The following is a 26,234-nucleotide window of genomic DNA, read 5'->3' on the forward strand; positions in this document are numbered from 1 at the left end:
CCACCCTTGCGACGAGTGGACCGGCTACCGCGCTCATGACGAGCGGACCGGATCACCGCCGTCGACAGGGTCCGGGTCGACCAGGCAACCTTACGCCTCAGCCTTACGCGAGAGCTGCCGAAAACGATCGTTTGCGGCGCGGTGAGTGAAGGCACACCAGATCGAATGCCAGAAACGTGCGCCGTAAGCGGGTTTCGGTAGGCGTATTCGGTGGGGTGTGAGCCGGATGTACTTACACCCAGGCCCCAGAGATGTCGCCTGGGGTGAAGCCGTTCCAATAGGTCATCAATCACTGTATAGTTCAGTGTGTGCTGACTATTTCCTCACGCCTCGATGTCATGAACCGGCTCGGCCGGGCCATGGCCGATCCCACGCGTTCCCGAATCCTAATGTCTCTGCTCGGTGGACCGAGCTACCCGGCTGTGCTCTCTCGTGAGCTGGAGCTGACGCGTTCGAACGTGTCGAACCATCTCACCTGCCTGCGTGACTGCGGGATTGTCGTTGCCGAGCCGGAGGGTCGCCAGACTCGTTACGAGATCGCCGACCCGCATCTTACGGCTGCGCTCGTCGCGCTCGTGGACGTGACGCTGGCGGTCGATGAGCACGCGCCGTGCGTGGACTCTGCGTGCACGGTGGCTGGCTGCTGTGGGACGGGGGCGGACGCGTGAGCGCGGCGTGTGGCTGCGAGCACGAGCCTGCCCAGCCTGCCACTGCGGCGGAGGATGAGACCGAAGAGGTTGTGCGGCCCTGGTGGAGGGACCGTGGGATTATGGTGCCGGTCTTCTCCGGTGTCGCATTCCTGGCCGGTCTGATCCTTGAATGGTCCGGCCTCGAGATCCCGGCGCTGGTGTTGTTCTGGGCCGGTCTGCTCCTCGGTGCGTCGACGTTCACGCCCGGCGCGATCCGGAAACTGTTCAAGGGCAAGCTCGGTATCGGGCTGCTGATGACGATCAGCGTGATCGGCGCGGTCATCCTCGGCTACGTGGAGGAGGCTGCGGCTCTGGCGTTCTTGTACTCGATTGCTGAGGCGCTCGAGGACAAGGCGATGGACCGTGCCCGGGGCGGGCTGAGGGCGCTGCTGAAGCTCGTGCCGGAGACAGCGACCGTGCTGCAGAACGGCGTCTCTGCGCAGGTGCCCGCGAGAGAGCTGACGGTCGGCCAGGTCATGGTGGTCCGTCCCGGCGAGCGGATCGCAACCGACGGGATCGTCCGTTCTGGCCGCTCCAGCCTGGACACCTCGGCGATCACCGGGGAGTCGATCCCCGTCGAGGTCGAGCCCGGCGATGCGGTGTCGGCCGGTGCGATCAACAGCGCCGGCGCGCTGGAGGTCGAAACGACCGCTGCGGGCACCGACAACTCGCTCACCACGATCGTGGAGCTGGTCGAGAAGGCGCAGACCGAGAAGGGCGAGCGTGCACGTCTCGCGGACAGGATCGCCCGCCCGCTCGTACCCGGCGTTCTGATCCTCGCAGCGCTCGTCGCGATCATCGGGTCGCTGCTGGGCGATCCAGAGGTGTGGATCACCCGCGCGCTTGTCGTGCTGGTCGCCGCTTCTCCGTGTGCGCTGGCGATCTCGGTGCCGCTGACGGTCGTCGCCGCGATCGGCGCAGCAAGCAAGTTCGGCGTGATCATCAAGTCCGGCGCCGTCTTCGAGCGCTTCGGCACGGTCCGCCACGTCGCGGTCGACAAGACCGGCACCCTCACCCGCAACGAACCTGCGGTCACCGCGGTGCTCACTGCGAACGGCGTGACCGAGACACAGGCGCTGGCCTGGGCGGCCGCACTGGAGCAGCACAGCACGCATCCCCTTGCCTCTGCGATCACCGCCGCGGCCCCGGGCACACCGGCAGCTGCAGATGTGACCGAGCAGGCCGGGCACGGCATCGACGGCACTGTCGGCGGATCGAGAATCACCGTCGGCAGTCCTCGCTGGCTGGACGCGGGCGACCTCGGGAAGCAGGTCGCGGAGTTGGAGGAGCAGGGCATGACCGTCGTGATCGTCCACCGCGATGGAACCCCCGTCGCCGCGATCGGCGTCCGCGACGAACTGCGCCCTGAAGTCCCCGAGGTAGTCCGGACGCTCACCAACCAAGGCGTCGGCGTGACGATGCTCACCGGAGACAACGCCCGCACCGCTCGTGCACTGGCCGCGCAGGCCGGGATCAGCAACGTGCGCGCGGAACTGCGTCCCGAGGATAAGGCAACCGCGATCGGCGAGCTGTCAAAGGCGGGGCCGGTCGCGATGATCGGCGACGGAATCAACGACGCACCGGCCCTCGCTGGCGCAGACATCGGTATCGCGATGGGCGCCACCGGCTCCGACGCGGCAATCGAATCCGCCGACGTGGCCTTCACCGGCCATGATCTGCGCCTCATCCCGCGAGCGTTCGATCACGCCCGCCGCGGTCGACGGATCATCAACCAGAACATCATCCTGTCGCTGCTGATCATCACTGCACTGCTCCCGCTCGCGCTCTTCGGCGTCCTGGGGCTCGCGGCCGTCGTCCTGGTCCACGAGGTCGCGGAGGTCATCGTGATCCTCAACGGTCTGCGCGCCGCACGCACCCGCACGCCACGACTGGAAAGCTGATGCTCGCAACTATCGGTTCAGCGATCGGCCTGTTCGCGGCAACCAACATCGACGACATTGTCGTGCTCACCGTGCTGTTCCTGGCTTCCAGTCGAGGGAAGCCCCGGCCGTGGCAGATCGTCGCGGGCCAGTATCTCGGGTTCATCACCCTCGTCGTGATCAGCGTGATCGCCGCTCTCGGTCTCACCATCGTTCCGGACGAATGGGTCGGTTTCCTGGGTCTGATCCCGCTCGGCATCGGCATCTGGACGCTCATTCGCGGCCTGCGCCGTAACAGCGATGACGATGATGACGACTCCAAGATCACCGCGGTCGGACTATGGGGCGTCGCAGGGATCACGATCGCCAACGGGGCCGACAACATCTCCCTCTACACGCCGATCTTCCGCACCAGCGCCCCCAGCGACGTCGCGATCATGATCGTCGTATTCCTGATCCTCGTCGCGGTCTGGTGCGCGGCCGGCCGGCTGATCGGCACCAACAAGGCTGTTACCGAGGGGCTGGAGCGCGTCGAGCACTGGCTCGTACCGGCCGTGTTCATCGGCCTGGGCCTGTTCATCCTGATCGAATCTGGGGTCATCGTCCGTCTGATCGAGGTGCTCGCATGACCTCCTCCCAGTCAGAGGCTCATCCGCCCGCTGCGCGCAAGCTGTCGTCGACCCGGCGGCGGCAGCTCACTGGTGGAGCGCTCTTGATCGCCGTGGTCGTCGTGCTGATCGATCAGGGAACCAAGGTGTGGGCCGAAGCGACCCTCACCGACCGTGAGCGCATCCCGCTGATCGGTGACCTGCTGGGTTTGCAGCTCGCCTATAACCCCGGAGCGGCATTCTCCTTCGGGGAAGGCTTCACCTGGGTGTTCGCGCTGCTCGCTGTCGCCGCCACGGTCACAGCGATCGTGTTCGCGTTCCGAGTGCAACGCGTGAGATGGGCGATCGTCATCGGCGCGCTCGGCGGCGCTTCCGCCTCACACGCAGGCGACCGCCTTTTCCGGGACCCCGGATTCGCCCGTGGTCACGTCGTGGACTTCCTCGCCTACGGAAACTGGTTCATCGGCAACATCGCCGACATCGTAATCTTCGCCGCAGCGATCACCGGAGCAGTTTTCATGATCCGCGCCGGGGATGAGAGCACCGAGTGAGATCCGTTGTGCGGTGGTGGGACACCCATCAACTCGCCCTCTACATCGGCGCGATCGCCGTGGGCAGCCGTTGAGTGAGTTCACGCTTAGGCAGGCGGGCGGTCGCGATGTAGGCGCAGAGCCACCCACCAGCCGCATCGTCGACAGATGAAAGCGCGATCGTCTCCGAGTGCGTGCAGCTTCTTGCGTGGCAGATGTCGCCCGCAGCACGTGCACGCAACGTCCTCGTCAGTCGCCATGAGCGGAGAGCGCCTCTCGAATCTGTTCAACCGTTGGCATCCCGGCCAGCCCAGCAGGGGTGCTGTAAATACGGCAGGCGAGGTCATTGCTTCGCCCCGACCCCGGAAAGAGATCGTTGCCATCCAGGGTGATCGTGGGGGAGCCCGCGAACGAGACTGCGCCCGCGTCCTCCTCCGTCCGGATGAGTCGGTAGTGAACCTCCGATTCGTCGTGGCCTGTTTCTCGTAGCGCCTCAGAAACACGACGGCCAGCCTCAACCCAGCTGGGGCAACCGGCGATATAAAGCAGCTCAATCTCCACGACTCAATCATCCTCGACTTCGCTGTTGATGTCGTGCCCGGGCTACCACCGAAAACGATCGTTTGCGGCCGGGCACCCGTGGTGGTGCTGGGGAAGTTGTGACTTGCGCCAGAAAATGTCGTGTTTACCGCGTCGCTTATCGTCCGATGAGGAGCGCTTCTTGGGCAGCGTCGACGGCCTCAGGGATGAGGTGCGTCTGCCTATTGATGTCGAGTATGCGGTTGATCTGGGTGACGAGCCTGTCGGCGAGGCGGAAGTTTCCGTTGGTGGCCCGGACTATTGCGGCGAGAGCTGCGGTGTGTGCGAGACCGGAGTCGTCTGGGTCGGGGTCCGGGAGGCGCTGCGCGACGACGGCCGTGAGCTCGTCACTGCGTAGCGCCCGGTACTCGTGAGCGAACCCGATGCGGCTGTATAGCTGGGGGTAGCGGGCGAGCCGTTTTTCGATGCCGGGCATGCCGATGAGGATGACGCCCATCCGGTGGCGGTCGTAGAAGTCGCGGACTTGTTCGAGGCCGGCGGTTTTGAGTCGGTCGGCTTCGTCGATGATGAGCAGTTCGGTGTTCCCGCTGTGTTGGGACTCGGCGTGCACGAAAGGATCAACGTGCCCGTGCTGGGCGTAGTCGATGGCCCAGGAGATGTGCTGGCATGCCCGGGGCAGGCCTTGATCAATCTGTTTGATGGACGCGGCGACGGTGGGTGTGAAGAACGCCGTGCGGCTTCGTTGTACCGCTTCGGGCACGGGTGGCAGTGCGCCTTTGCTGCGGGAGAGCGGGTACCACTGCTCCCATTCGTCGGTGCCGGCGTAGTTGCGTGCGGAGCGTGTCTTGCCGACGCCGGGTGGTCCGTAGCAGAGTCCGATGTAGCGGTGGGATCGGACGGTGTCTGCGAACTCGGCGAAGCGTCGGTGCTCACGTGTGGTCACGAATGTGGGCAAGGTATCTGCGCGGGGCGGGGGTGCATCGGTGAACTCGTCGAAATGACCGTTGAGGAATCGGCGTCCGTCATCGTCAGGCGTGAAGAGAAGAGACTGGGGCTTAGCGTCTGGATCAGTCACTGGCGTAGGTCCTTAATCCGTGTCGCGTGGGAGGTGTCGCGAGATGGTCAGGTGTGCTGTCGAGCATCGTTGCGATCAAGGGTTGGTGGCGCGTGTCTTCGGGAAGGGAACCCGCATGAGCGGTGAGCTCGCGGAGTTGCTGCTTCAGGGCGCGACGCCGCGCGTTCCTCGCGGTTTGCAGATCAGCAAAAGAGACGGTTTCCGAGGAGCGCTCGGGGGCAATTGCGCGGCAGAGGAATGCGTTGTCGTGGAAGATTCGTATCTCTCCGAGGTCGCGGGGGTCGTATCGCACCGTGACGTCTTCGCCGACGTATGCGGCGAGGACTGGTGAGATGTATCGGGTGGATGCGAAACGGATCCCGTCGCGTTGCACACGGCGGGTTGTCGCTGCGGTGAGTAGAAGCAGATTGATGTCTTCCGGGCGGGCGGGTGTTCGAGGGATGAAACTGTCGCTGCGCCATCGCTCGTGCGGGGCAGCGCCCGTCGATGAGTGGATGCGTTCGTTGTATTCGTCGACGATGAATCGCTCGAGAACGTCGTCGAGCTGGTGCAAGGTCAACCTGGGTTCGGTGATGGGCGATCCACCGGTGCCGTGCGGGATGAAGCCGGGTAGGTGCGGCAGCAGCTCGGTCGTGATCGTTCGGTAGAACCGTTCGATCTTGCCGCGTCCCTGCGGGACGCCGATCCGTGAATGAATCAAGCGCACGTGCACGTCGAGGCACACGTGTTCGATCCTGGTCGAGGTGAAGTCGGACCCGTGATCGCTGTAGAGGATGTCCGGGAGGCCCGACACCACCCACTTCGGGTTTCGTTTCCGAGTAATGGCCTGGTGGAACGCCAATGCGGAATGCTCGGCCGTGGGTGCTGAGACGCTGACCGCGTAGCCCGCGATCGCTCGTGAGTAGTCGTCGAGCACGATCGTGAGCCAGGGGCGGACGGCCTGCTGCCGGTCATCGAGAATCATCACATCGAGCAGAGTGTGGTCCATCTGCCACTGTTCATTCGGCGCAGAGGTTGTGCGGCGGTAGACCAGCTCGAACTTGTCTCGATAGGCCGCGTCCCCGCCGTCCGCGAGAGCAGTCAGGCCCGGGTCGAGCGCGTGCACGATTTCGCGGACCGTGGTGTACCCCGGGACGGATAGTCCTCGGCCCCTGGTGATATCACCGATGCGGCGGTGGATATACGCGATCGTCGGCGCGGGTCGCCGCACAGCAAGCGCCTCAATCGCCTTCACCAGCTCGGCGTCGATGCGCCTCGAACCCTTATCGCTGCGAGGTGCCCGTGAGAGCTGTCCCGTTTCCATCCGAGCGGCCCATCGTTGCAAGGTCCGCACCGCGACACCGGAGTGCGCCGCGAGCAGCGTCCAGGGCACCCCGTCCTGGTGTTGGCGCACAAGCTCGGCTTTCTGCCGGTCGCTGAGGTGCGCCATGATTCCTCGTTAGGCCCGCTCGACGTGCTCGGCCAGGTGCCGGTAGATCGTGGGCCGGGACACTCCGAACGTGTCGGCAATCTCTTGGACGGTGTGGCCGCCCTCGTCGTACATCGCCCGGGCCTGCCGGATCTTCGTTGGCGTCATCTTGAACTTCGGGCCGCCCTTTCGGCCCCGGGCGCGGGCGGCCGCGAGGCCGTCGTGGGTGCGTTCGACGATGAGGTCGTGTTCGAACTCCGCGATCGCAGCGAGCATGTGGAAGAACAGGCGACCTCCCGGCGTCGTCGTGTCGATGCCCTGCGAGAGTGCCTTCAAACCGACCCCGCGCTGTTGCAATTCGTCCGCGACCTGTTTGAGGTTTCTCACCGACCGGCCGAGCCGGTCAAGTTTCGTCACGACGAGCGAGTCTCCCTCGCGCAGATATCCGAGGGCTTCCGTCAGTGCCGGCCGTTTCGCCAGGGTGCCGGATGCGTGCTCGACGAAAATCTTGTCGCAGCCCGCCGCATTGAGCGCATCCGTTTGGCCGTCGGGATTCTGGTCTCGGGTTGAGACTCGGGCGTAACCGATCGTGGCCATGCCTCAGTGTAACGTGAACGCCGCTTGTTTTACATAGATTGCTGACACGGGTCGTGAGACACGACTCGCCGAACTGGCCGACCAAAATTCCGGATGACTCATGAACGGTCGTTTGAGAGTCACCGCAGCGGCAGACGGGATTCAGCTTCGCCCCTGTTGACGATCCCGGCGGTTGGGTCGGGACTTATCTGCTGAGGGGTGTGTCGGGTGCGTGAGCCTCGCGGCGTCGACGGACCGTGAGGTACAGCTGGTGCGCGGTGATGACCAAAGCGAGCCAGGCAGCACCGAGCGCCCATGCTCCGAGGACGTCGGTTGCCCAGTGGTGCCCGAGGTAGATCCGATCGAGGCCTGTGGTGAGGGCGAACAGCGCGGCAGCGCCGATGATTACGGCTTGGTGTTTCGTTTGCCGCAGGATGATCAGATAAGCGATCACCCCCACGACAGCGACTGCGTTCAGAGTGTGCCCACTCGGGAAGGATGCGGAATATTCATAGGGTGGAACAGCATCCGAGAGCGGTGGTCGATCCCGCCCGAACAAGTTCTTCCCGACAACCGTCATCAGAAGTGACCCGCTACCGGCAGCGACGATCAGAATGACCGGGGTCCAGGATCGGCGACGAAGACCAAGGACTAGGGCTGCAGCGATGGCAATGATGGGCATGCCAAGCGGGCCGGCGATCTCGGTGTAGCCGGTGAGGATGATGTCGAGCCAGGGTGATCGGAGTGTCATCGCGAAATCGAGCAGGGGCCGGTCGATCCCCGCGACTCCATCGGCGTCGACGATGTTGTCGTACACCTGCGCGGCGGCGAAGCTTAGAGCGACAACGAGAACCAGCCCGAACGCCAGGATCAGGATCAGCGCCCCGTTGGGGCCGAGCCGTTCGCTAAGCGCATGCGCACCCTGCGTGAGGCGACTCCACAGCGGCGTACTACGCCGGGGAAGGCTCTGACTATCTTGCGTCAGCTCCCCGGGGACCCCCTCATCAGGTTCATTGGTGTGAGGCATGTATGGATCCAATCGTGGTGTTCGTATTCACCGTATAGCGCCGACTCGGCGTCTCTTCCGTTCGCAGCGAGGAGCGGTCGATGTCAGCCGCGAATGGACGGGAGTTGGGTGGGCGCACCAAAGAATGCTGTGACTAGAGTGGCGGCGATCGCGGCTGCGGTGAGGATGGCGGCGAGTACGAGAAGTTGAAACTGTGCAGCGTCCAGTGGGGAGGCGCCAGCAAAAACGGCTCCGACGAATGCGCCGGGAAGAGTGACTATCCCAGTGGTTCGAGCCTGATCGGTCGAGGGGATGAGCGCCGTTGCTGCTGCGGTTCTGATGGAGTGGTGCGTGGCCCGGCGGGGTGTCGCGCCCAATGCGAGCCATCCCTCGATTTCGTCGTGATCCGTGACCAGCGCATGCTGCACGTTCCGCCCCATCAAAGTCGTGACTGTCATCGTGTTTCCGATCACGATGCCAGTAAGGGCCAGGGCGTACCGGGTCGTGAAATCGACGGCAGTGGTAGAGAAAATGATCGCGATTGGGACCAAGGCGGCGACGGTGATCGTCAAGGCGATGGCGGGGATGCGCCGCCATCCGACGCGGAGCCGACCCGCTACCACACCGGTAGCGGCACCGGCCATGACAACAAGGAACACCCCCACCCACAATGGCTCGGTGATGATGACGTTGAGCAGAAGGCTGAGGATGCCGAGCTGCACGCAGGCGCGGACGATCGCCCACGGCTGCAACCAGGGTTGCGGGATATTCAACCGTCCGACGATCACGAATGTCACGGCGGTGAGCAGCAGCACGGTGAGCCCGGTTGTAAGGAGCGACATGGGTCACGTTAGAGAGAGAACGCCGGTTGCCGGAGGTGCGGCGACGAAAAATCCGAGCGCGATGCGGTACCAGATGAACACGGTGATCGGATGTCGGGCAACCAAGCGAAGCAACCAAGCGATCCGCGAATGGTCGATGTAGGAGTTGGCTTGATCTCTCACAGAACCGCGCCGAGTGTGTATCCGACGGCGGCCGCGCCGACGGTGAGGACGAGTGTGCCAATCCCGTTGGTCGCGGCCGCGATGGTGCGTTTGTCCTGGGCGAGGCGGATGGTTTCGAAGCTCGCTGTGCTGAAGGTGGTGTATCCGCCGAGGAGACCGGTCCCTACCAGCAACCGCAGGTCCTCGGGAAGGGCTGCGGTTGCGGCCAATCCGGTCACCAGACCGAGAAAGAAGGATCCGGTCACGTTGGTCAACATTGTGCCGAACGGGTACGAGCCGATGGTGCGGGTGCGGATGAGCCCGTCGATGAGGAATCTCAGTGCCGCGCCGATGCCGCCCGATGCGGCGATGGCGAGGAACAGCCAGGGCGTCATCGTGCGCCCTTTCGTCGGATCGCTCCCGCGCTGATGATCCCGCCTGCGGTCGCTGCACCGCCGATCAGTAAGGTGCCGACCGCGTAGGCGAGCCCGACAGCGGGGGTGTCTTGGAGGAGGAGGACTGTGTCGGTGGCAAGCGCACTATAGGTGGTGAATCCACCGAGTATCCCGGTGCCTGCGAACAACCGGAGAACTCGTCGACGGCCGGCATCTTCGCCGCGGTGCGCGAGCGTCTCGAGGAGGAACCCGAGCACAAACGCACCGACGATGTTGATCGCTGCTGTGGTGAAGGGGATGCCTGCCACGGGAGGGATCGCGAGGCTGAGCGCCTCGCGCAATCCGGTGCCGATCATTCCGCCGAGCGCGACGAGCCCAAGATAGCGCCAGTGGAGATGGACCGGGCGGGGCGCGGGTGTGCGTGCGTCGTCGACCTCGATGTCGCTGTCCAGCGGCAACGGAGACGTATCTGGCGTCTGTGCACCGGCGGTCATCGCAGTCCGAACGACAGATGGGCGTTGGAGGCCTCGATCTGAGCGAGGCGATTGTACTTTGCGAGTCTCTCGCCGCGAGCGGGGGCACCGGATTTGATCTGGCCGACCCCGGTACCGACGGCCAGGTCGGCGATGAAGGTGTCGAGGGTCTCACCGGAGCGGTGGGACACCATGCAGGCCATGGCGGCTTCTCGGGCGGCACTGATCGCGGCGAGTGTGTCGGTGACGGTGCCGATCTGATTGGGTTTGATCAGCGCAGCATTCGAGTAGTGGTGCTCTGCACCGTCGCGGATGCGGGCCGGGTCGGTGACGTACAGGTCGTCGCCGACGAGCTGGATCCTGTCTGCGAGGCGCTCGAACAGTAGGGCCCAGCCGGGGTGATCGTTTTCTGCGAATCCGTCTTCGATGCTGCGGATGGGGTACGTGTTGACGAGTCCTGTGTAGTAGTCGCCGAGTTGTTCACTGTTCATTGTGCGGGAGCCGATGCGGTAGGCGCCGTCCACCGCGAAACCGTTCGCCGCCGGGTCCATCGCGATCGCGACCTGGTCGAGCCCGGGCGTGTATCCGGCGGCGGCGATCGCATCCATCAGCAGGTCGAGGGCCTGTTCAGGATCGTCGATGGGCGGCGCGAATCCGCCCTCGTCACCCAACCCGGCCATTCCGAAACGACTACGCACGAGTCCCGCGAGGGCGTGATAGATCTCCGCCCCCATCTGCAGGGCATGCTCCTCGTTCGCGGCACCCACCGGGGCGATCATGAACTCCTGGAACGGTAGACCGCCGGGAGCATGAGCGCCGCCGTTGATCACGTTGAAGTGTGGCACGGGGAGCCGCTCTTCCGCGCCGGAAAGGTGGCTGAGGTAGCGGTGCAGCGGAACGCTTGCAGCATGTGCGAACGCGCGGGTAGCCGCCATCGACACGGCGATCACCGCGTTCGCTCCGAGCCTCGATAGCGAGCCAGTGCCGTCCAGCTGACGCAGGGCCGCGTCCAGGTCGCGCAGGGAGGTCCACCCGTGGGCGGTGAGCAAGGGCGCGATCTCCTCGTCGACGTTCGCGACGGCTCGACGCACTCCACGCCCCGAGAACGCATGGCCGCCGTCCCGCACCTCGACCGCCTCATGCTCCCCCGTGGAAGCGCCCGCCGGGGCTGATGCTTCGACAGTGTCCCCATCGGTCAACGTCAGGGTGACCTGGACCGTCGGGTATCCGCGGGAATCCAGAATCTGAGAAGCGGCGACCATCTCGAACCCTACGGGCCGATCGCCGTGGTGAGTGATGTAGTCCCCGCCGCCGGCAAGCGTGTGCGGGTGGGCACCGGTGTAGTCGTTCATGTCACGTTCCTCCTTGTCGGGCCACGGTGGCGGCTGCCTGCCGTGCGGTGATCGGATCGAGGTATTCGCCGCCGCGCACCCGTGGGGCGCCGTCAGCGGTCAGCCGGTAGACGAGGGGCTGGCCGGTAGGGAGGTTCAGGTCCTCGAGTTCTGGTTCGGTGAGGTCATCGAGAACCGCGCAGTAGGCGCGCAACGAGTTCCCATGGGCGACGACCAGCACGTTCACACCCACCTGCAGTCGCGGTCGTGCTCGTTCCCCGTGGAACTGCCGAACACGGGCGATCACGTCAAAGAGGGACTCGGTGGCCGTGAGGGCCGCAGCGGGAAGGTGGCGGAACGGCTCCTTCCGGCGCAGGATCTCGATCTGTCGGGCGGTCAATGGTGGTGGAGCCGCGTGAACAGACCTCCGCCACTCGCGAAACAGGGCTGGGCCATGCTCGGCGAGGATCTCCGTTTTGCTTCGCCCCGTCAGAGCGCCGTAGTTGCGCTCATTGAGTTGCCAGTCCCGCAACGCAACATCCGGCCCCACACCCTCCTGAGCGAGGATCGCGGCGGTGTCTGTGGCGCGGGTCAGCTCAGAGGCGAACGTTGCGCCGACGGTCATCCCCGTTGCGCGCAGCAAGCGGGCCGCCTGTGCAGCCTCGCGACGCCCCCTCGCCGTCAGGGGAGCATCCGAGACGCCTGTGAAAGTCTCCGCGGCGTTGGCAGTGCTCTCTCCATGACGCAGCAACACGATTGTCCCGCTCATGTCGACTCCCACGGCAGCGCGCCATCACGCACCGGGGCCTGCGGTACCACAAGGACCGGGCGGTGCTGCTGGTGAGCGAGATGCGCCGCCACCGATCCGTCGAAGAACTCTGCCATCGCCCCACGGATCCCGGGACGGCGAGTCCCGACCACGATCATCATCGCGCTCTCGCGCTCTGCGAGATGGGAGAGAGCGGTCGCCGGATTGCCCGCCAGCTCACACCTGTCCCATTCCACACCGGCACGTGCGAACCGATCTCTCAGGTGCTCTGCGAGCGTGTAGGGAAACGGAGAGGGATCGTCATCGTACGCGTCCGAATCAACCGGCCTTGATGTGGTGGACCCGTCGGGGTGTTCGTCCACGACGAAACGGGTCGTGTCGACATGCGCACACACAACACGGGCACGAAGCGCAAGAGCAACGCTGATCGCGGCATCGATGACGGCCGGAGCCTGCATCGGAATCACGCCGATGACGAGAACGGGGGCTGAAGCGCCGGCCTGGTCCACGAGGGTCTCCTATCTCCGCGCACGTAAAAGTGCTGAGATAGGGACTGTTGTCGGGATATCCGAGGTTTGGGTCGGCGAGCCCCACCGCCGAAACGCTCTCGCGTTCTCGCCACGATAGCACCGCTACGCACGATTGTCATCAGCATCCGACCACACGATGGCGCGAATGAACTAGCGCTCCCGTCTAGGTGCGACCTGATCCACGTCGACGACTTCCCAGCCCGATGTCCCCGCCACCATGACGCACCATGACGCGGTCGGCACCGACAATTGCCGCCCCCGATCAAGATGATCGATCACGGGTCGAATGATCGCGTCGTGAGTGACGATGACGGCACTGCTCGAAGACGTCCACAACTCCTGCAGCACCGGCAGGACCCGCGATAAGACGGCTTCGGATGACTCCACTCCCGGCGCTGCGTCGACGCTCCCCCACTCCTCGACAACGTCCACCTTCAGGTGCCCGGTCCACGGGCCGTAGTCACGATCGTTGAGCCGCTCGTCGATCCGATGTGGGACGCCAGCAGCCAGCGCAATGTGCTGCGCCGTGGTTACCGCGCGCACCAATGGGCTCGACAACACCACGAAGAAGCGGGCTGGCGCGAGCGCATCCGCCAGGCCTTCCGCCTCACGGACACCCACCTCATCCAGCGGGGGATCGGCAAGTCCCCGCAACCGTCCCTCGGCGTTCAACGCAGTACGACCATGACGAGCTAGCAACAACCGAGCGGGAGAAGTCATGAACAACTCATACTCCTTTCCGAGTAGCGCCCCAAGCCTCGCTGCATGCGCCGCCCAGCGCTGCTCACGCAAGAATTGCCTCGCAGCTCGCTTCACCCGGAAAAGCGAACCGTTGAGGACTGCGCTCTCGGCACGCCTGCGCATCGCCCGCCCCGTCGCCTGTATGCAATAATCTGCGTATGAATGCAGATACGAAGTGTTCGCTGTCGTCGGAGAGTGAGTACGTCGAGCTCGCGGTCGAGGTGTTCTCGATGCTTGCTGATGCCAGTCGCGTGCGGATCATCCTCGCGTTGCGCGATGCGGAGCTCTCGGTCAACCATCTCGCGGACATTGTTGACAAGTCACCCGCTGCTGTCTCTCAGCATCTTGCGAAGCTGCGCCTGGCTCGGATTGTGTTGGCCCGTCAGGAGGGCACGAAGGTGTTCTACCGGCTCGCGAACGAACATGCCAGGCAGTTGGTGGCTGACGCGATCTTCCAGGCACAGCACTCGTTGAGCAATGATCCGGCCCATCATCGCGGCGAGCACCCCGCGCCGGAGGACACCCGCTGATGCTGCGGGTTCTCCGCAACCCCACCTACGCGAAGTTGTTCTCCGCGCAGGTGATCGCGCTATTGGGCACGGGTCTTCTCACCGTCGCGTTGGGGTTGCTCGCGTTCGATATCGCCGGCGACGCCGCTGGCTCGGTGCTCGGTACAGCCTTGACGATCAAGATGGTCGCCTACGTCGGTGTCGCTCCCTTGATCGCGGCGGTCGTCGATCGGCTGCCGAAGAAAGCAGTGCTGATCACCGCGGACGTCGTGCGTCTGGCGATCGCGCTGCTGCTTCCGTTCGTGACCGAGGCCTGGCAGATCTACGTGCTGGTGTTCGTTCTGCAATCCGCGTCGGCGACGTTCACCCCCGCGTTTCAATCGCTGATCCCTGCGGTGTTGCCCGAGGCGGCGGACTACACCCGCGCGCTGTCCCTGTCTCGTCTGGCGTACGACCTGGAGGCGCTCCTGAGTCCCACGATCGCTGCGGCGCTGCTCGTAGTGATCAGTTACAACAACTTGTTCGTAGGGACCTCCGTGGGGTTCGCGTGCTCAGCAATTCTCGTGCTGCTGTCGCGGCTACCCGCCCCGACTGCGGAGGGGCCGACGATGACGTTCTGGCAGCGCCACCCCTGGGTGCGAAAGTCTTCGTTCGCTCGCCGACCCTGCGCTTCCTGATGCTCACGAACATCTTGGTCGCGGCCGGCACGGCGATCGTCCTCGTGAACTCCGTTGTCTATGCCCGCGGCGTCTTCCATCTGGGTGATGCCGCGCTCGCACTCGCGCTGGCTTGTTACGGCGTCGGCTCGCTCATCGTCGCGGTGAACATCCCCTGGGTAGTCGACAAGATCGGCGTGATCCGCACCATGGTCGTCGGAGCCACGGTGATCATGATCGGCCTCGTCGCAGCCGTCACGGTGACGATGATCGCGACGAACACCGGAGCCGGGTGGATCCCGCTGCTCGGCGTCTGGGTGCTGTTGGGCATGGGGACGTCGCTCGTGAATACGCCGTCGTCGCGGCTGCTCGCCGACGCATCGACGCCCGCAAACCGAAACCTCGTCTATACGGCACAGTTCGCGCTCTCCCACGCCTGCTTCCTGCTCACCTACCCGATCGCGGGGTGGCTGGGAGCGGTGAACCTCACCGGCGCAGCAGTCGCCCTGACTCTGGTGGCCGTCGTCGCCCTGATCAGCGTCATCCTTCAAGCTCGAGCTGTCGACACCACTGGGGCGGTTCGCCCTCATGCCACGAAAAGCCTCTAGACGCGGCCGGGGAAGATCCGCTGTCGAATGTCCGTAGCCTCCCGATTCGAGTCACCAGCTCTGCGGCCGAACGGGCTGCTGCGGCCCCCTCGCTCACGCGTCTGCGAGACCGACAAGCACAAGGACGCTGCGCAGCCCTGCCGGCGTACCCGGCCAGTTCCTCTCGATCGCGACGAGTCCTGCGTGCCGCACGGCGTACCGGAGTGCCACGGCGACGATGATCGCGTCGTCGGCGTACCCGATCACGGGGATGAAACCCGGGATGAGGTCGATCGGAAGCACGAGATAGATCATCAATGCGACCAGCCACGCGCGGGTGCCGCGCGGCACGCGGGTATCGGTGGCGAGGCGCTTGATGAGCCGCACGATATCGGGGGCGAGTCGAGCGATGTCGCGCCAGTCGACATCGTTGCCGGCACGGCGCTGCTGGACCAACAGGAACACCACGAGGGCCACCCACAGAAGCACCAGGCCGCCGATGACGCCGGCCACGCCTACGAGCCAGTCAGGCATGAGCCCCGTTCCGTTCGATCGACATCAGCCTGAGTGCAGGGTGCTAGTCGTTGCTACAGCTGGCCGAGCAGCTGAACGAACTCATCGGCCATGGCGAGCTGTTCAGTGAGCTTCTGCCGGCGCAGATCGGCGCTCTCGCGGATGTCGTCAAGGCGAGCGCGCAACGCAGCGTCCGTGGGTTCGACGGTGAGGGCGTCGACGACGTCGAGAAGTTCGCGCATCTCATCGAGGGTGTATCCCAGCGGCTTCATTCTGCGGATGATGAGGATGCGTTCGACGTCTTTCTCGGTGTAGAGCCGGAACCCGCCCTCCGTGCGCGCGGACGGCTGCACGAGCCCCACGTCGTCCCAGTGTCGAAGCGAGCGGAATGAGAGCGCCGTGCGCTCGGCGACCTCGCCGATCCGCATCGTCTCGACGGTCACGTGTTCGTCTTCCATTGCTTTCCCCACAACACTCACGTTACGTTAGAGTCTAGATCGGCGCGGCTCTCGCGCCCGCTCCCTATATCTTCCCGTGTCGGCCTGACCGACGCCTGCGCGCCGCTGCGCTCCCGTTCGTTTCCCGCGCTCTCACGAGAGAGCCCAACACCCGGAGGGCACATGACTGCCGTCACCCCCACCCGCGACTCCGCGTCGCGTTACCGCATCGAACCCACCGTCATGCAGGCTCTGCGCAGCCCGCGACTGCTCACCCGCGAAGTCCTCGCTGGCCTCGTCGTCGCACTTGCCCTGATCCCGGAGGCGATCGCGTTCTCGATCATCGCCGGCGTCGACCCCCGGGTCGGGCTGTTCTCGTCCTTCATCATGGCCGTCGCGATCGCGTTCCTCGGAGGACGGCCTGCCATGATCACCGCGGCCACCGGAGCGATCGCGCTCGTCATCGCACCCGTCGCTCGTGAGTACGGCATGGACTACTTCATCGCCACGGTCCTGCTCGGCGGACTCATCCAGATCGTCCTCGCATTGCTCGGTGTCGCCAAGCTCATGCGGTTCATTCCGCGCTCGGTGATGGTTGGCTTCGTGAACGCCCTGGCGATCTTGATCTTCACTTCGCAGTTCCCGCAGCTCATCGGCGTTCCCTGGTTGGTCTACCCGCTCGTCGCGGTCGGCCTGCTGGTGATGTATCTGATGCCGCGGATCACGAAGGTCATCCCGGCGCCACTCGTCGCGATCGTGCTGCTCACCGCGGCAGTCGTCGTTTTCGCCTGGAACGTGCCGAACGTGGGCGACCAGGGAGAACTCCCCGAGAGCCTGCCGGAGCTGTTCATTCCGAATGTGCCGCTCACCTTCGAGACGCTGCAGATCATCGCCCCCTACGCGCTGGCGATGGCCGTGGTCGGCCTGCTCGAGTCGCTGATGACCGCGAAGCTCGTCGACGACATCACCGATACCCACTCCCGCAAGACCCGCGAGGCACTCGGCCAGGGCGCCGCGAACGTCCTGTCCGGCGCGTTCGGTGGCATGGGAGGCTGCGCGATGATCGGCCAGACGATGATCAACGTCAAAGCCTCTGGCGCCCGCACCAGGATCTCGACCTTCCTTGCCGGTGTCTTCCTGCTGGTCCTCGTGCTCGCGCTCGGTGACGTGGTGTCGATCATCCCCATGGCAGCCCTCGTCGCCGTGATGATCCTCGTCTCGATCGCGACCTTTGACTGGCACAGCATCCGCCTGAGCACTCTCAAGCGCATGCCGAAGAGCGAGACCGCCGTCATGCTCATCACCGTCATCGCGACCGTCTGGACGCACAACCTCGCCGTCGGCGTCATCCTCGGGGTCATCGCCGCGATGATCATGTTCGCTCGACGGGTCGCCCACTTCGTCAGTGTCACCCGCACCCTCAGCGACAACGGCGCCACAGCGCATTACGCCGTCGATGGAGAGCTGTTCTTCGCGTCCAGCAACGACCTCACCACCCAGTTCGAGTACGCCGACGACCCCGACACGGTGGTCATCGACATGAGCCGGTCCCACGTCTGGGATGCATCCACCGTTGCAGCCCTCGACGCGATCGTCACCAAGTACGAAAACCACGGAACGAACGTCACCATCGAAGGACTCAACGACACCGCAGCAGCCTTCCACGGCCGCCTCGCCGGCAACCTCGGCGCCGGTCACTGAGTCAGCCACGACCACGTAAGAGGAGAACCCTTCCGGTAGGTGCGGTCCCGGCGAGCCTGGACCTAGACGATGATGTATGAGGGCATTCGAACCGATGCCAGATGAGGAGCGGTACGCAGTGCTTCCAACCAGTCTTCCCAGCCCGCCTTCATCCTGGGCACAGTTCACTCTCGGGCCCCTGACGATCCACACTTACGCGCTGTGCATCATCGCCGGGATCATCGCCGCCGTCATCATCACCCAACGACGCCTGTCAGCACGCGGCGCGGAGGACGGCGTGGTTATCGACATCGTCATCTGGGCGGTCCCGATCGGCATCATCGGAGCCCGGTTCTACCACGTGTTCACCCACGTCGGAGACTACTTCTATCCCGGCGCGAACCTCGGAAACATCTTCGCCATCTGGGACGGCGGCAACGCCCTCTACGGGTCCCTCCTGGGCGGCGCTGTCGGCGCGTACATCGGCTGCCGACGAACCGGCATCCGGCTTTGGTCCTTCGCCGACGCTCTCGCGCCCGCGATGCTCATCGCGCAGTCCATGGGTCGGATCGGCAACTACTTCAACCACGAACTCTTCGGGCTCCCCACCACCCTTCCCTGGGGGCTCGAGATCCTGCCGACAGACACCATGTTCCCGGACGGCCTCCCGGACGGAACACTGTTCCACCCGCTGTTCCTGTACGAGATCATCTGGAACTTGATCGGCGTCGCGATCATCCTCCTCCTCGAGCGCAAATACCGATTCCGGTGGGGACGCACCTTCGCCCTCTACCTCATCTGGTACGGCCTCGGACGCAGCTGGCTCGAGGCCATCAGAATCGACCCCACCAGCGACGCCCTCATCGGCATCCCCGCGAACGTCTGGGCATCCTTCGTCGTCGTCGCCCTCGGCATCGTCCTATTCATCGTCCAGGGGCGACGACACCCCGAACCGGAACCCTCCGTGTACCAAGAAGGACGCGCGCCAGCGGTGGAACATCAGCCCAGCAGCGCAGACGCAAACTGAACGCCACCCACACCTCCAGCTGTCAGCTAGTTCTGTCTGAGCGATCACCGACACAAGGCCTTTTGACGTGGTGCGCCGAAGTTCCCTGCCGAAAGGGGATTCCGGAGATCGTTTGCGGCGCCTCATAAGGAGCCACCGGGCCAGTAACGCCAAAAACGATCGTTTGCGGCGCGTAGTGACGCCCTGGTGCCAGCCATGTTCAGCCGGCGAGGGTGACTCCGCAATAGGCGATGGTGGCGACGAGGAGGGTGGAGAGCGCGGCCAGGGCGAAGGGCTTGAGGCCCACCTTGATGAGGTTCCGAATCTTGACGCCGCAGCCGAGTCCGAACATCGCTGCAGCCAGCAACCCTGTCTGCAGCAGCCCGCCGGTCGTCAGCACGAAGTCCGGCAGAGGGATAAAGGAACGCAGGAGCACCATGGCGATGAACCCGATGATGAACAGCGGGACGATGGGCGGCAGCTTCGAACTCGACCTCTGTTGACTGGGTTCGCCTGCCGTACGGCTGAGACGGCGCTGCCGGATGCTAAGGATGGCCACGACAGGGGCGAGCAGCAGCACTCGGGCGAGTTTGACGATGACCGCGACCGTGAGCGCTCCGCCACCGATGATGCCTCCAGCGGCGACGACTTGCGCGATTTCATGGATGGAACCCCCTGCCCACATCCCGGCCGTCTCGGAGCCCAGGCCAAGCAGGTCCGTGATCAGTGGGACGAGGGGAATCATCAGCGTTCCGAAGATCACCACGAGGGCGACCGCGGTGATGGTGTCTTCCTCGGCCTCGTCGTCCGGATCGGTGACCCCTGCCGCGCCCGCCACGGCTGCCGCGCCGCAGATGGAGAATCCGCAGGCGATTAGCAGCGAGAGCCCGGATGGAACCCGTAGCAGCTTCCCCAGGAGAACGGTGCCGAACAGTCCGCCGGCGACAATGCACACGATGACGACCAGCATCGGGGCTCCGAGTTCGAGGATGTCTGTCAGTACCAGTTGGAGTCCGAGGAAGACGATGCCGGCGCGCAGGAGCTTTTTCGCGGAGAAGTCTATGCCGTCGGAGGCTGCCGCTGGCAGCCGGACGACGTTGGCCAGGAGTACGCCAAGCACGATCGCGATAATGAGCGGGCTGACTCCCGGCAGCAGCAGGCTGACCCCGTACGATGCTCCGGCCGCGGCGAGGCAGAGGACAAGCCCGGGCAGCAGCGCGCGGACTCGGGCAAGCAGCGTGTGTTCCGGTCGGGCAGTCGCAACGTCCTGGGCATGGGTCATGCATCCATCATTTCCTCGGACCGCTCGTGCGAGTAGAGGCAGATACCGTCCGCCATACAAGTTATGCTTGTGCTTGGGAGGCGGAAGATGCGCCACGAGCCGGACTTGGAGGCACTGCGAGCCTTGGCGCTCGTCGCGAAGGAAAGCAGCATGTCGGCGGCAAGCACGCAGTTGGGCGTGAGTCAGCAGGCGGTGTCTCTGCGCATCCGGAAACTGGAAAAAGATTTGCGCGTGCGACTCCTGGTGCGTTCTGCACGGGGTTCGCGATTGACTCCGGCGGGCGAGCTGATTGTCGGCTGGGGAACAACGCTGCTGACGGCGGCCGATGAGTTCTCGGATGCTGTCAACTCGCTCCGCACGGATCGCGGGAAGATGATGCGCATCGCCGCGAGCCTCACGATCGCAGAACACCTCCTACCGGAATGGATCGCCCGGTGGCGCATCTCTCACGGCAATGACGGCCCGGTCGTTCAACTCACAGCCGCCAACAGCAGCACGGTCGTCGAGGCCATACGCGAGGGAACCGCAGACCTCGGGCTCATCGAGACCCCTGTCGTTCCCGCCGGCCTCCGGTCAGTCACCGTCGCTTACGACACCATCGAAGTCGTTGTGCAGCACGGTCACCGATGGGCGAAGACCCGCCAGGTGTCCGTCCGTGAACTGGCGGGCACTGGGTTGGTGCTCCGCGAGACCGGCAGCGGCACCCGACAAGCGCTCGAGAACGCCCTCACCGAGGCGGGCTTTCCCCTCGCAGCCGAGCCCGCAGCCGTGCTGACGACCACGCTCGGCGTTCGCAGCGCGATTATGGCCGGCATAGCCCCCGGCGCGTTGAGCTCCCTCGCCGTGTCCGAGGACGCCCGCGCCGGCCGACTCGTGCGAGTTCGGATCAACAATCTCCAGATCACCCGCCCGCTCACCGCCATCTGGGCCGGGACGACTCCGCCCCCTCACATACGGGACTTCCTGGACGTCATCGCGCGAACTGACCGGTAACGATCGTTTTCGGCACCTGTGGGAGCGTAGGTTGTGCATCGCGAGACCAGCTCGAGCGATGCGGTGTGCGCGCGAGGCGCGCAGGGGTGCGCGCTCGTGGGGGGACGAGCGCGCACGTCTTAGGGCTGGACGATGGGGAGTCCCGTTGCACTGGCTGCGTCCTCGAGCGATCCGAGGTTGCGGAGGTCGGTGAAGCCGGCCTCCTTCATGAGGTCGATGGCGGCTCTGGCCCGGTTGCCTGACCGGCAGTAGACGAGGTAGGCGGCTTCGGGGTCGAGGTCGGGCAGTGCGGGTTGCAGTTCGCCTGCGGTGACGTCGAGCAGGAGGGCACCGTCAAGGTGTCCGGTGGCGTGCTCGGCGGGGGTGCGCACGTCGATGATGACCGCGTTGGGGTCGAGGTCGGCCTGCGGTGCGGGTGTGGCGGCGCAGGAGGTGAGGGTGATTGCGGCGATGACGGTGAGGGTGGTGAGGGCGAGGCGGCGCATGAGAGCGTCCTTTCGAGCTTTGGGTGGGGGTTTATCTGTCGCAGGCGCCGTTGGTGCAGTGGCGGGTGGGTTGCCGGGTGAGGCGTTGGTGCAGGGCGCATCCCGCGCACCACCCGAAGACGGCTTCCAGAAAGAGGAGAGTGAAGCAGATCCCGCAGAGACCGAGTGTCACGGTGAGGGGGACGATTCCGGCGCTCATCGTTACGCATGACACGGCGGCAATGCCAAGCGCCAGCCACCATGCGAAGACCTTTTGCGGCGCGCCGACCCAGAGCGGGCGACAGCGACGCCTCAGCGCCCGGGCGAGGGCGAGGGTGAGAGACAGCCGGTCGCTGATCAGGATGCGGGTTGTCATGTCGACGAGGAAGAACAGGCCGAATGTTTGCAGCGGCCGGATGCTGCCCGAGACGAGGGTGAGGGCGAGGGCGGTGATGCCGGCGGCGAGGAGGATGCCGGCGGCGATGCGGATGGCGTGCTCGTCGAGGACGGGCACCTCGTATCCGTCGACGTGTTCCCCGGTGCGGGGCGCGGTGTCGGTCGCGTTGGGCATGAAGGGCTTTCTGCGGTGGTCAGGCGGAGAGGGCCTGGATGATGAGGGTGGTGAGCATGGTCAGCCCCACGGCCAGCACCAGGACCCCGAACCCGGTGCGGATGCTGGCTGCGGGGAGGCGGTGCGAAAGGGCCAGCCCGATGAAGGAACCGGCGACGGCGAGGGCGGTGAAGGTGAGGACGGTGGGCCAGTGGATAGCCGCGGTGCTGATCTGCGTGAGGAACCCAGCGGACGAGTTCACGGCGATGACCAGGAGCGACGTCCCCACGGCTGCGGCGATGGGGAGGCCGAGAAAGGTAAGGGCGGGGACGATGAGGAACCCGCCGCCAGCTCCCAGAGCTCCCGTGAGAACTCCGACCCCGAGGCCCGTGGCTGCCGTTCGAATCCCGCGGACAACGGGCGGCGTCTGACGAGGTTCAGCGTGCTCATGTCGGGGCCGCATCATCGCGATCGCGGTGAGGATCATGATCGTCGCGAACAAGATGGTGAGGACAGGTTCCGGAAGGAATTGGCCGACCACCCCGCCAGCTACGCCCCCGACCAGCCCGGTCGCGGCGAAGATCGCTGCGACCTTCCACCGCACCTCGCGTCGACCGATCCGGAACGCGGTGGAGACCGCGCTGGTGGTGGCGACGACGAAGAGGGAGGAGACGATCGCTTCTCTCGTTCCGGTGCCGAGGACGAGAGTGAAGATGGGGACGGTGAGGATGGAGCCCCCGCCGCCGAGGAGCCCGAGTGCGACACCGACCAGGACCGCGAGGGTCATGGCGATGACGATGGACGTACTCACTCGAGCTCCTTGTCGGGTCAGGCGGCGGTGGTCTGGGGTGCGGTGGCGGCGACCCAGGCGTTGTAGCTGCCTTCGATTTCGATGACGTCGTGCCCGGCGCGGCGGAGGGCGCTGGCGACGACGCTGTTGCGGACCCCGCTCTGGCAGTAGGTCAGTATTTTGCCGGCGGGCAGTTCGTCGGTGTGCCAGAGGGCACGGCCGCCGGAGAGCTGCTTGGCGCCGGGGATGTGGCCCGCGGTGTACTCGGTGCGGTTGCGGACGTCGAGGAGGAGCGCCGCGTCGACCTGGTCGAGGTCGGTCGGGGCGATCGTCTTAGGCTGCACCGTGGGAAGACCGTCGAGGGTGGTGGTAAACCCGTCGACCTGGTCGATACCGACGCGCAGCAGGTGGTCCCGGAACTGGGCTGCGGTGTTCGAGGAGTCGATGAGCAGCACGAGCGGACGGGTTTCGGTGTCGGGGTCGTAGACCCATGCGCCGTAGCTGGCTGCCTTCGCGACCCCGGGGACGTTCAGCGCGCCCGGCACGGTGCCCTCGTGGACGAGGGAGTGGTGGCGGGTGTCGACCACGATGACTCGGTCGCCCTCGATGTCCTCGTGAAGCTCGGACGCCGAGTACTCGGTCAGCGGGCTGAGCTGGCCGCGCAGGGCCGGCCCGACGCGGTTCTGCCGCTTCATGCGCGCGAAGTACGCGTGCGCGTCGGGCTGATCGTTCAGCAGCGTGTCGATGAACCCTTGCTCGTCGCCGGCCGCGAGGTACGGTGCCCACCACGCGAAGCGCCGTTCGTAGCCGACGGTCGAGCTGGGGACGGCGCCGAGCGCTTTGCCGCATGCGGATCCCGACCCGTGAGCGGGGAGCACCTGCACGTAGTCGGGCAGGGTGAGGAAACGGTCGCGGAGGCTGGCGAACAGGTCGCGAGCACCGTCGAAGCGGGTGTCGACACCGCCGGCGGCCTCATCGAGCAAGTCTGGTCGCCCGACGTCACCGACGAACACGAAGTCACCGGTCAGGACGTATCCCGGCTCGGAGGAGGCGGCGCCGTCGGTGACCAGGAACGACAGGTGCTCGGGGGTGTGCCCGGGGGTGTGGACCGCGTCAACGGTGATGTTCCCGATGGTTATGCGGTGTCCGTGCATCATCCGGGTGGCGTCCTGGAACCCCGAACCGTACTGCCAGTCGGGACCGCCCTCAGTGGAGACGTACATCGTCGCTCCGGTGCGGGCGGCGAGCTCGCGGGTGCCGGAGAGGTAGTCCGCGTGGATGTGGGTTTCGGTGACGGCGGTGATGGTCATGCCGTTCTTCACGGCGAGGTCGAGGTAGACCTGCACGTCGCGGCGCGGGTCGACCACGATCGCTTCGCCGGTGCGCTGGCAGCCGATGACATAGCTGGCGTGGGCGAGGTCGTCGTCATAGAGGCGTTCGAGGAGCATGGTTCGGCTTTCGTGTCGCTGTCAGTGAGCGCAGCTGCAGCGCTCGTCACGGGGAATGCCCGCGAGGGCTTGTTCGATGTGCTGTCCGCAGCCGGCCCAGGTGGGCTTGCCGCAGGTTGAGCAGGTGATCTGTGCACACATAGGGGGTCCTTTCAGGCCGCGGTGGGCGATTCGGCGATCTGCCAGCGCACGTCGTCCATGTCGAGTTCGCGGGCCTTGCTGATCAGAAGCTCGAGCTGGGGTTCGGGGAGCGCGCCGGGCTGCTTGTAGACCAGGACACCGTCACGGATGACCATGAGCGTGGGGATGGAAGTGATGCGGTTCGCCGTGGCGAGACCGACTTCCGCTTCGGTGTCGACCTTCGCGAAGACGACGTCGGGGTGACGTTCGGACGCGGCCTCGAACACGGGAGCGAACGCGCGGCACGGGCCGCACCACGCCGCCCAGAAGTCGACGAGGGCGATGCCCTCCCCCGCGACCGTGCCGCCGAAGCTCTCACCGGTCAGATCGATCGTGGCCATGCGCGTCACTTCCCGAACAGGCGGGAGAGGAACCCGCCACGCTGCGACTGCGCGGCCTGGACCTCACCGCGGGTGTGTTGGCCGTTGCACCAATCCGACGCCGGCACGCCCTTGCGCACGGACGCGACGTGCTGCCCGCAGCCAGTCCACGTGGTCTTCCCGCAGGTTCGGCACTTCGTTGCTCTGCACATGTGAATCCTCAATCTGTAATACCCCTGGGGGTATTGGGTTGGAGTGGACTCAGCATACCCCAGGGGGTATCGTGATTGTCAACTCCCCGGAAGGAACGAAGATGAGCGCAATCGAAACCCCCATCGCAGAGTTCGCCCACGACGCTGAGGCCAAGCGGAAGGTCGTCAACCGGCTCAAGCGCGCTCAAGGGCAGCTCGCCGCCGTCATCACGGCCGTGGAAAGCGACGCACACTGCCGCGACGTCGTCCAGCAGCTCGCGGCCGTCTCGAAGGCTCTCGACCGGGCAGGGTTCCTCGTCATCTCCACCGCGCTGCGCGACTGCATGACCGATCCCGACGCCGATGGCACCAGCACCCCGGACGAGTTGGAGAAGCTCTTCCTCTCCCTCGCATGAGTGACGCGCACCCGTTCGACCCGAACGCGACGCAGCCTCTATCCATCCCTGCGCGGCCGGAGACGGCGAGCTCAGCGACGCGCCACTACTGGCAGGACGACGTCTCGGAGCAGAAGGCCCTCGCCCGACAAACCCTCGAGACGTTGCGCACCTACCGGGCAGCAGAGGTCGCCATGCGACGCCGCACCCGCTCATCGTCGTGGGGCTGCTCGCCGCCGTGGCACTCACCGGGCTACTCACCGCCACCACAGCCGGCTGGCCCGCGTCTCTTCTCACCTGGATACTGCTCGGCATGGGCACCTCCCTGGTGAACACGCCGTCGTCCCGGTTGCTGGCCGAAGCCTCGACACCGCAGAACCGGAACCTCGTCTACACGGCACAGTTCGCGCTCTCCCACGCCTGCTTCCTGATCACCTACCCGATCGCCGGATGGCTCGGAGGCGCAAGTCTGCTAGCAGCAGCCGTAACCCTCTCTGCCATCGCCATTGGATCTCTCACGGCCGCAACACTCCAAGCGCGCAAAGCCCGCCCTGAACCCACGGGCCAACCCATCGTCACCGACCGCACCGCAAACGTCCGTCGAAACTAAGTATCGGCGGACGTTTCTGACCCCGCTTTTCGCGGAGCAAGCGCTGGCACGTCACAAACGATCGTTTCCGGCGGAAGCCTAAGCGGTGT

General features: G+C 65.3%; 32 protein-coding genes. 12 read left to right on the plus strand and 20 right to left on the minus strand.

Going from position 1 to position 26,234, the window contains the following annotated elements:
- Nucleotides 1-308: 308 nt before the first annotated feature.
- Genes HWD99_RS14015 through HWD99_RS14030 form a run of 4 tightly spaced genes read left to right on the plus strand, consistent with a single transcriptional unit; the run spans nucleotide 309 to nucleotide 3,728 of the window.
- On the plus strand, nucleotides 309-668 hold the full coding sequence (locus tag HWD99_RS14015; RefSeq protein WP_036275916.1) for a helix-turn-helix transcriptional regulator: 360 nt from the start codon (nucleotides 309-311) through the stop codon (nucleotides 666-668).
- Complete coding sequence (locus HWD99_RS14020) at nucleotides 665-2,590, plus strand: cation-translocating P-type ATPase (protein ID WP_241796991.1); 1,926 nt, start codon at nucleotides 665-667, stop codon at nucleotides 2,588-2,590. The genes HWD99_RS14015 and HWD99_RS14020 overlap by 4 nt, the downstream gene beginning before the upstream one ends.
- On the plus strand, nucleotides 2,590-3,198 hold the full coding sequence (locus HWD99_RS14025) for a cadmium resistance transporter (RefSeq protein WP_036275918.1): 609 nt from the start codon (nucleotides 2,590-2,592) through the stop codon (nucleotides 3,196-3,198). Before HWD99_RS14020 ends, HWD99_RS14025 begins: the two co-directional genes overlap by 1 nt.
- The gene (locus tag HWD99_RS14030; protein ID WP_029264099.1) at nucleotides 3,195-3,728 is read left to right on the plus strand and encodes a signal peptidase II; all 534 of its coding nucleotides are present in this window, start codon (nucleotides 3,195-3,197) and stop codon (nucleotides 3,726-3,728) included. The genes HWD99_RS14025 and HWD99_RS14030 overlap by 4 nt, the downstream gene beginning before the upstream one ends.
- Nucleotides 3,729-3,956: 228 nt before the next feature.
- Here the strand turns inward: HWD99_RS14030 and HWD99_RS14035 are convergent, their stop codons facing one another.
- The 12 genes from HWD99_RS14035 to HWD99_RS14090 all read right to left on the minus strand — a co-directional run bounded on the left by HWD99_RS14035 (nucleotide 3,957) and on the right by HWD99_RS14090 (nucleotide 13,513).
- Nucleotides 3,957-4,268 carry a hypothetical protein gene (locus tag HWD99_RS14035; protein WP_029153956.1) on the minus strand — a complete coding sequence of 104 codons (312 nt, stop codon included), beginning with the start codon at nucleotides 4,266-4,268 and terminating at the stop codon, nucleotides 3,957-3,959.
- 136 nt (nucleotides 4,269-4,404) lie between these two features.
- Nucleotides 4,405-5,322: an AAA family ATPase gene (locus tag HWD99_RS14040; protein WP_153244273.1), complete on the minus strand. Its 918-nt coding sequence runs from the start codon at nucleotides 5,320-5,322 to the stop codon at nucleotides 4,405-4,407.
- Entirely contained in the window at nucleotides 5,315-6,751 is a 1,437-nt protein-coding gene (locus HWD99_RS14045; protein ID WP_153244274.1) for a Mu transposase C-terminal domain-containing protein, read from the minus strand. Before HWD99_RS14045 ends, HWD99_RS14040 begins: the two co-directional genes overlap by 8 nt.
- Nucleotides 6,752-6,760: 9 nt before the next feature.
- On the minus strand, nucleotides 6,761-7,327 hold the full coding sequence (locus HWD99_RS14050; RefSeq protein ID WP_047253623.1) for a recombinase family protein: 567 nt from the start codon (nucleotides 7,325-7,327) through the stop codon (nucleotides 6,761-6,763).
- 184 nt (nucleotides 7,328-7,511) lie between these two features.
- Nucleotides 7,512-8,333: a phosphatase PAP2 family protein gene (locus HWD99_RS14055; protein ID WP_241796832.1), complete on the minus strand. Its 822-nt coding sequence runs from the start codon at nucleotides 8,331-8,333 to the stop codon at nucleotides 7,512-7,514.
- Nucleotides 8,334-8,416: 83 nt separating this feature from the next.
- The gene (locus HWD99_RS14060; RefSeq protein ID WP_194239249.1) at nucleotides 8,417-9,127 is read right to left on the minus strand and encodes an ABC transporter permease; all 711 of its coding nucleotides are present in this window, start codon (nucleotides 9,125-9,127) and stop codon (nucleotides 8,417-8,419) included.
- A 185-nt stretch (nucleotides 9,128-9,312) separates the two neighbouring features.
- Complete coding sequence (gene crcB, locus HWD99_RS14065) at nucleotides 9,313-9,690, minus strand: fluoride efflux transporter CrcB (RefSeq protein ID WP_241796833.1); 378 nt, start codon at nucleotides 9,688-9,690, stop codon at nucleotides 9,313-9,315.
- Entirely contained in the window at nucleotides 9,687-10,184 is a 498-nt protein-coding gene (locus tag HWD99_RS14070) for a CrcB family protein (protein WP_153244277.1), read from the minus strand. Before HWD99_RS14070 ends, crcB begins: the two co-directional genes overlap by 4 nt.
- Nucleotides 10,181-11,515, minus strand: a complete 1,335-nt coding sequence (gene eno, locus HWD99_RS14075) for a phosphopyruvate hydratase (RefSeq protein WP_153244278.1) — start codon at nucleotides 11,513-11,515, stop codon at nucleotides 10,181-10,183. Before eno ends, HWD99_RS14070 begins: the two co-directional genes overlap by 4 nt.
- Before the next feature lies 1 nt (nucleotide 11,516).
- Nucleotides 11,517-12,263: a 2,3-bisphosphoglycerate-dependent phosphoglycerate mutase gene (locus HWD99_RS14080; protein ID WP_241796835.1), complete on the minus strand. Its 747-nt coding sequence runs from the start codon at nucleotides 12,261-12,263 to the stop codon at nucleotides 11,517-11,519.
- Nucleotides 12,260-12,772, minus strand: coding sequence for a universal stress protein (locus tag HWD99_RS14085; RefSeq protein WP_153244280.1), 513 nt, complete (start codon nucleotides 12,770-12,772; stop codon nucleotides 12,260-12,262). The genes HWD99_RS14080 and HWD99_RS14085 overlap by 4 nt, the downstream gene beginning before the upstream one ends.
- 171 nt (nucleotides 12,773-12,943) lie before the next feature.
- The gene (locus HWD99_RS14090; RefSeq protein WP_241796836.1) at nucleotides 12,944-13,513 is read right to left on the minus strand and encodes a histidine phosphatase family protein; all 570 of its coding nucleotides are present in this window, start codon (nucleotides 13,511-13,513) and stop codon (nucleotides 12,944-12,946) included.
- A 179-nt stretch (nucleotides 13,514-13,692) separates the two neighbouring features.
- On the opposite strand from HWD99_RS14090, the gene HWD99_RS14095 reads away from it, so the two are divergent.
- From HWD99_RS14095 to HWD99_RS18720, 3 genes are read left to right on the plus strand one after another with little or no spacing between them, the layout of a single operon-like run.
- Nucleotides 13,693-14,064 (plus strand): metalloregulator ArsR/SmtB family transcription factor, encoded by a 372-nt coding sequence (locus HWD99_RS14095; protein ID WP_153244282.1) that lies wholly within the window; start codon nucleotides 13,693-13,695, stop codon nucleotides 14,062-14,064.
- Nucleotides 14,064-14,720 (plus strand): MFS transporter, encoded by a 657-nt coding sequence (locus tag HWD99_RS18715; RefSeq protein WP_308220734.1) that lies wholly within the window; start codon nucleotides 14,064-14,066, stop codon nucleotides 14,718-14,720. Before HWD99_RS14095 ends, HWD99_RS18715 begins: the two co-directional genes overlap by 1 nt.
- The gene (locus HWD99_RS18720) at nucleotides 14,720-15,307 is read left to right on the plus strand and encodes an MFS transporter (RefSeq protein WP_308220735.1); all 588 of its coding nucleotides are present in this window, start codon (nucleotides 14,720-14,722) and stop codon (nucleotides 15,305-15,307) included. The genes HWD99_RS18715 and HWD99_RS18720 overlap by 1 nt, the downstream gene beginning before the upstream one ends.
- A gap of 93 nt (nucleotides 15,308-15,400) precedes the next feature.
- On the opposite strand, the gene HWD99_RS14105 is transcribed toward HWD99_RS18720, so the two are convergent.
- On the minus strand, nucleotides 15,401-15,820 hold the full coding sequence (locus HWD99_RS14105) for a YkvA family protein (RefSeq protein WP_241796837.1): 420 nt from the start codon (nucleotides 15,818-15,820) through the stop codon (nucleotides 15,401-15,403).
- Between the two features lie 53 nt (nucleotides 15,821-15,873).
- Nucleotides 15,874-16,257, minus strand: coding sequence for a MerR family transcriptional regulator (locus HWD99_RS14110; RefSeq protein WP_194239250.1), 384 nt, complete (start codon nucleotides 16,255-16,257; stop codon nucleotides 15,874-15,876).
- Nucleotides 16,258-16,419: 162 nt separating this feature from the next.
- On the opposite strand from HWD99_RS14110, the gene HWD99_RS14115 reads away from it, so the two are divergent.
- Complete coding sequence (locus tag HWD99_RS14115) at nucleotides 16,420-17,937, plus strand: SulP family inorganic anion transporter (protein ID WP_153244285.1); 1,518 nt, start codon at nucleotides 16,420-16,422, stop codon at nucleotides 17,935-17,937.
- A gap of 118 nt (nucleotides 17,938-18,055) precedes the next feature.
- Nucleotides 18,056-18,943: a prolipoprotein diacylglyceryl transferase gene (gene lgt, locus HWD99_RS14120; RefSeq protein ID WP_227991666.1), complete on the plus strand. Its 888-nt coding sequence runs from the start codon at nucleotides 18,056-18,058 to the stop codon at nucleotides 18,941-18,943.
- Between the two features lie 199 nt (nucleotides 18,944-19,142).
- Here the strand turns inward: lgt and HWD99_RS14125 are convergent, their stop codons facing one another.
- Complete coding sequence (locus HWD99_RS14125) at nucleotides 19,143-20,204, minus strand: YeiH family protein (protein WP_196383414.1); 1,062 nt, start codon at nucleotides 20,202-20,204, stop codon at nucleotides 19,143-19,145.
- Nucleotides 20,205-20,291: 87 nt separating this feature from the next.
- On the opposite strand from HWD99_RS14125, the gene HWD99_RS14130 reads away from it, so the two are divergent.
- Nucleotides 20,292-21,197 carry a LysR family transcriptional regulator gene (locus HWD99_RS14130; protein WP_153244287.1) on the plus strand — a complete coding sequence of 302 codons (906 nt, stop codon included), beginning with the start codon at nucleotides 20,292-20,294 and terminating at the stop codon, nucleotides 21,195-21,197.
- 119 nt (nucleotides 21,198-21,316) lie between these two features.
- On the opposite strand, the gene HWD99_RS14135 is transcribed toward HWD99_RS14130, so the two are convergent.
- The 5 genes from HWD99_RS14135 to HWD99_RS14155 all read right to left on the minus strand — a co-directional run bounded on the left by HWD99_RS14135 (nucleotide 21,317) and on the right by HWD99_RS14155 (nucleotide 24,970).
- Entirely contained in the window at nucleotides 21,317-21,682 is a 366-nt protein-coding gene (locus tag HWD99_RS14135) for a rhodanese-like domain-containing protein (protein WP_241796838.1), read from the minus strand.
- A 31-nt stretch (nucleotides 21,683-21,713) separates the two neighbouring features.
- Entirely contained in the window at nucleotides 21,714-22,232 is a 519-nt protein-coding gene (locus HWD99_RS14140) for a DUF4395 domain-containing protein (protein ID WP_153244289.1), read from the minus strand.
- Nucleotides 22,233-22,251: 19 nt separating this feature from the next.
- Nucleotides 22,252-23,022: a sulfite exporter TauE/SafE family protein gene (locus HWD99_RS14145; protein ID WP_153244290.1), complete on the minus strand. Its 771-nt coding sequence runs from the start codon at nucleotides 23,020-23,022 to the stop codon at nucleotides 22,252-22,254.
- 17 nt (nucleotides 23,023-23,039) lie between these two features.
- A complete protein-coding gene (locus HWD99_RS14150) occupies nucleotides 23,040-24,449 on the minus strand; it encodes an MBL fold metallo-hydrolase (protein ID WP_241796839.1) in 1,410 nt (469 codons plus the stop codon).
- A gap of 152 nt (nucleotides 24,450-24,601) precedes the next feature.
- Nucleotides 24,602-24,970 (minus strand): co-chaperone YbbN, encoded by a 369-nt coding sequence (locus HWD99_RS14155; protein WP_241796840.1) that lies wholly within the window; start codon nucleotides 24,968-24,970, stop codon nucleotides 24,602-24,604.
- Between the two features lie 292 nt (nucleotides 24,971-25,262).
- Here HWD99_RS14155 and HWD99_RS14165 point away from each other — a divergent pair, with 292 nt between their 5' ends.
- Nucleotides 25,263-25,556, plus strand: coding sequence for a metal-sensitive transcriptional regulator (locus HWD99_RS14165; protein WP_153244293.1), 294 nt, complete (start codon nucleotides 25,263-25,265; stop codon nucleotides 25,554-25,556).
- A 199-nt stretch (nucleotides 25,557-25,755) separates the two neighbouring features.
- Complete coding sequence (locus HWD99_RS14170; protein WP_194239251.1) at nucleotides 25,756-26,145, plus strand: hypothetical protein; 390 nt, start codon at nucleotides 25,756-25,758, stop codon at nucleotides 26,143-26,145.
- Nucleotides 26,146-26,234: the final 89 nt, after the last annotated feature.

It is taken from the genome of Microbacterium sp. C5A9, from assembly GCF_022627955.1.
In the GTDB taxonomy this organism is placed as follows: Bacteria; Actinomycetota; Actinomycetes; order Actinomycetales; family Microbacteriaceae; genus Microbacterium.

Coding starts and splice junctions, on each gene's coding strand:
- HWD99_RS14025 (WP_036275918.1), top strand. CDS start 2,590: ATGCTCGCAACTATCGGTTCAGCGATCGGCCTGTTCGCGGCAACCAAC.
- HWD99_RS14030 (WP_029264099.1), top strand. CDS start 3,195: ATGACCTCCTCCCAGTCAGAGGCTCATCCGCCCGCTGCGCGCAAGCTG.
- HWD99_RS14045 (WP_153244274.1), bottom strand. CDS start 6,751: ATGGCGCACCTCAGCGACCGGCAGAAAGCCGAGCTTGTGCGCCAACAC.
- HWD99_RS14050 (WP_047253623.1), bottom strand. CDS start 7,327: ATGGCCACGATCGGTTACGCCCGAGTCTCAACCCGAGACCAGAATCCC.
- HWD99_RS14055 (WP_241796832.1), bottom strand. CDS start 8,333: ATGCCTCACACCAATGAACCTGATGAGGGGGTCCCCGGGGAGCTGACG.
- crcB (WP_241796833.1), bottom strand. CDS start 9,690: ATGACGCCCTGGCTGTTCCTCGCCATCGCCGCATCGGGCGGCATCGGC.
- HWD99_RS14070 (WP_153244277.1), bottom strand. CDS start 10,184: ATGACCGCCGGTGCACAGACGCCAGATACGTCTCCGTTGCCGCTGGAC.
- eno (WP_153244278.1), bottom strand. CDS start 11,515: ATGAACGACTACACCGGTGCCCACCCGCACACGCTTGCCGGCGGCGGG.
- HWD99_RS14080 (WP_241796835.1), bottom strand. CDS start 12,263: ATGAGCGGGACAATCGTGTTGCTGCGTCATGGAGAGAGCACTGCCAAC.
- HWD99_RS14090 (WP_241796836.1), bottom strand. CDS start 13,513: ATGACTTCTCCCGCTCGGTTGTTGCTAGCTCGTCATGGTCGTACTGCG.
- HWD99_RS14095 (WP_153244282.1), top strand. CDS start 13,693: ATGAATGCAGATACGAAGTGTTCGCTGTCGTCGGAGAGTGAGTACGTC.
- HWD99_RS18715 (WP_308220734.1), top strand. CDS start 14,064: ATGCTGCGGGTTCTCCGCAACCCCACCTACGCGAAGTTGTTCTCCGCG.
- HWD99_RS18720 (WP_308220735.1), top strand. CDS start 14,720: ATGCTCACGAACATCTTGGTCGCGGCCGGCACGGCGATCGTCCTCGTG.
- HWD99_RS14105 (WP_241796837.1), bottom strand. CDS start 15,820: ATGCCTGACTGGCTCGTAGGCGTGGCCGGCGTCATCGGCGGCCTGGTG.
- HWD99_RS14110 (WP_194239250.1), bottom strand. CDS start 16,257: ATGGAAGACGAACACGTGACCGTCGAGACGATGCGGATCGGCGAGGTC.
- HWD99_RS14115 (WP_153244285.1), top strand. CDS start 16,420: ATGACTGCCGTCACCCCCACCCGCGACTCCGCGTCGCGTTACCGCATC.
- HWD99_RS14125 (WP_196383414.1), bottom strand. CDS start 20,204: ATGACCCATGCCCAGGACGTTGCGACTGCCCGACCGGAACACACGCTG.
- HWD99_RS14130 (WP_153244287.1), top strand. CDS start 20,292: ATGCGCCACGAGCCGGACTTGGAGGCACTGCGAGCCTTGGCGCTCGTC.
- HWD99_RS14135 (WP_241796838.1), bottom strand. CDS start 21,682: ATGCGCCGCCTCGCCCTCACCACCCTCACCGTCATCGCCGCAATCACC.
- HWD99_RS14140 (WP_153244289.1), bottom strand. CDS start 22,232: ATGCCCAACGCGACCGACACCGCGCCCCGCACCGGGGAACACGTCGAC.
- HWD99_RS14150 (WP_241796839.1), bottom strand. CDS start 24,449: ATGCTCCTCGAACGCCTCTATGACGACGACCTCGCCCACGCCAGCTAT.
- HWD99_RS14155 (WP_241796840.1), bottom strand. CDS start 24,970: ATGGCCACGATCGATCTGACCGGTGAGAGCTTCGGCGGCACGGTCGCG.
- HWD99_RS14165 (WP_153244293.1), top strand. CDS start 25,263: ATGAGCGCAATCGAAACCCCCATCGCAGAGTTCGCCCACGACGCTGAG.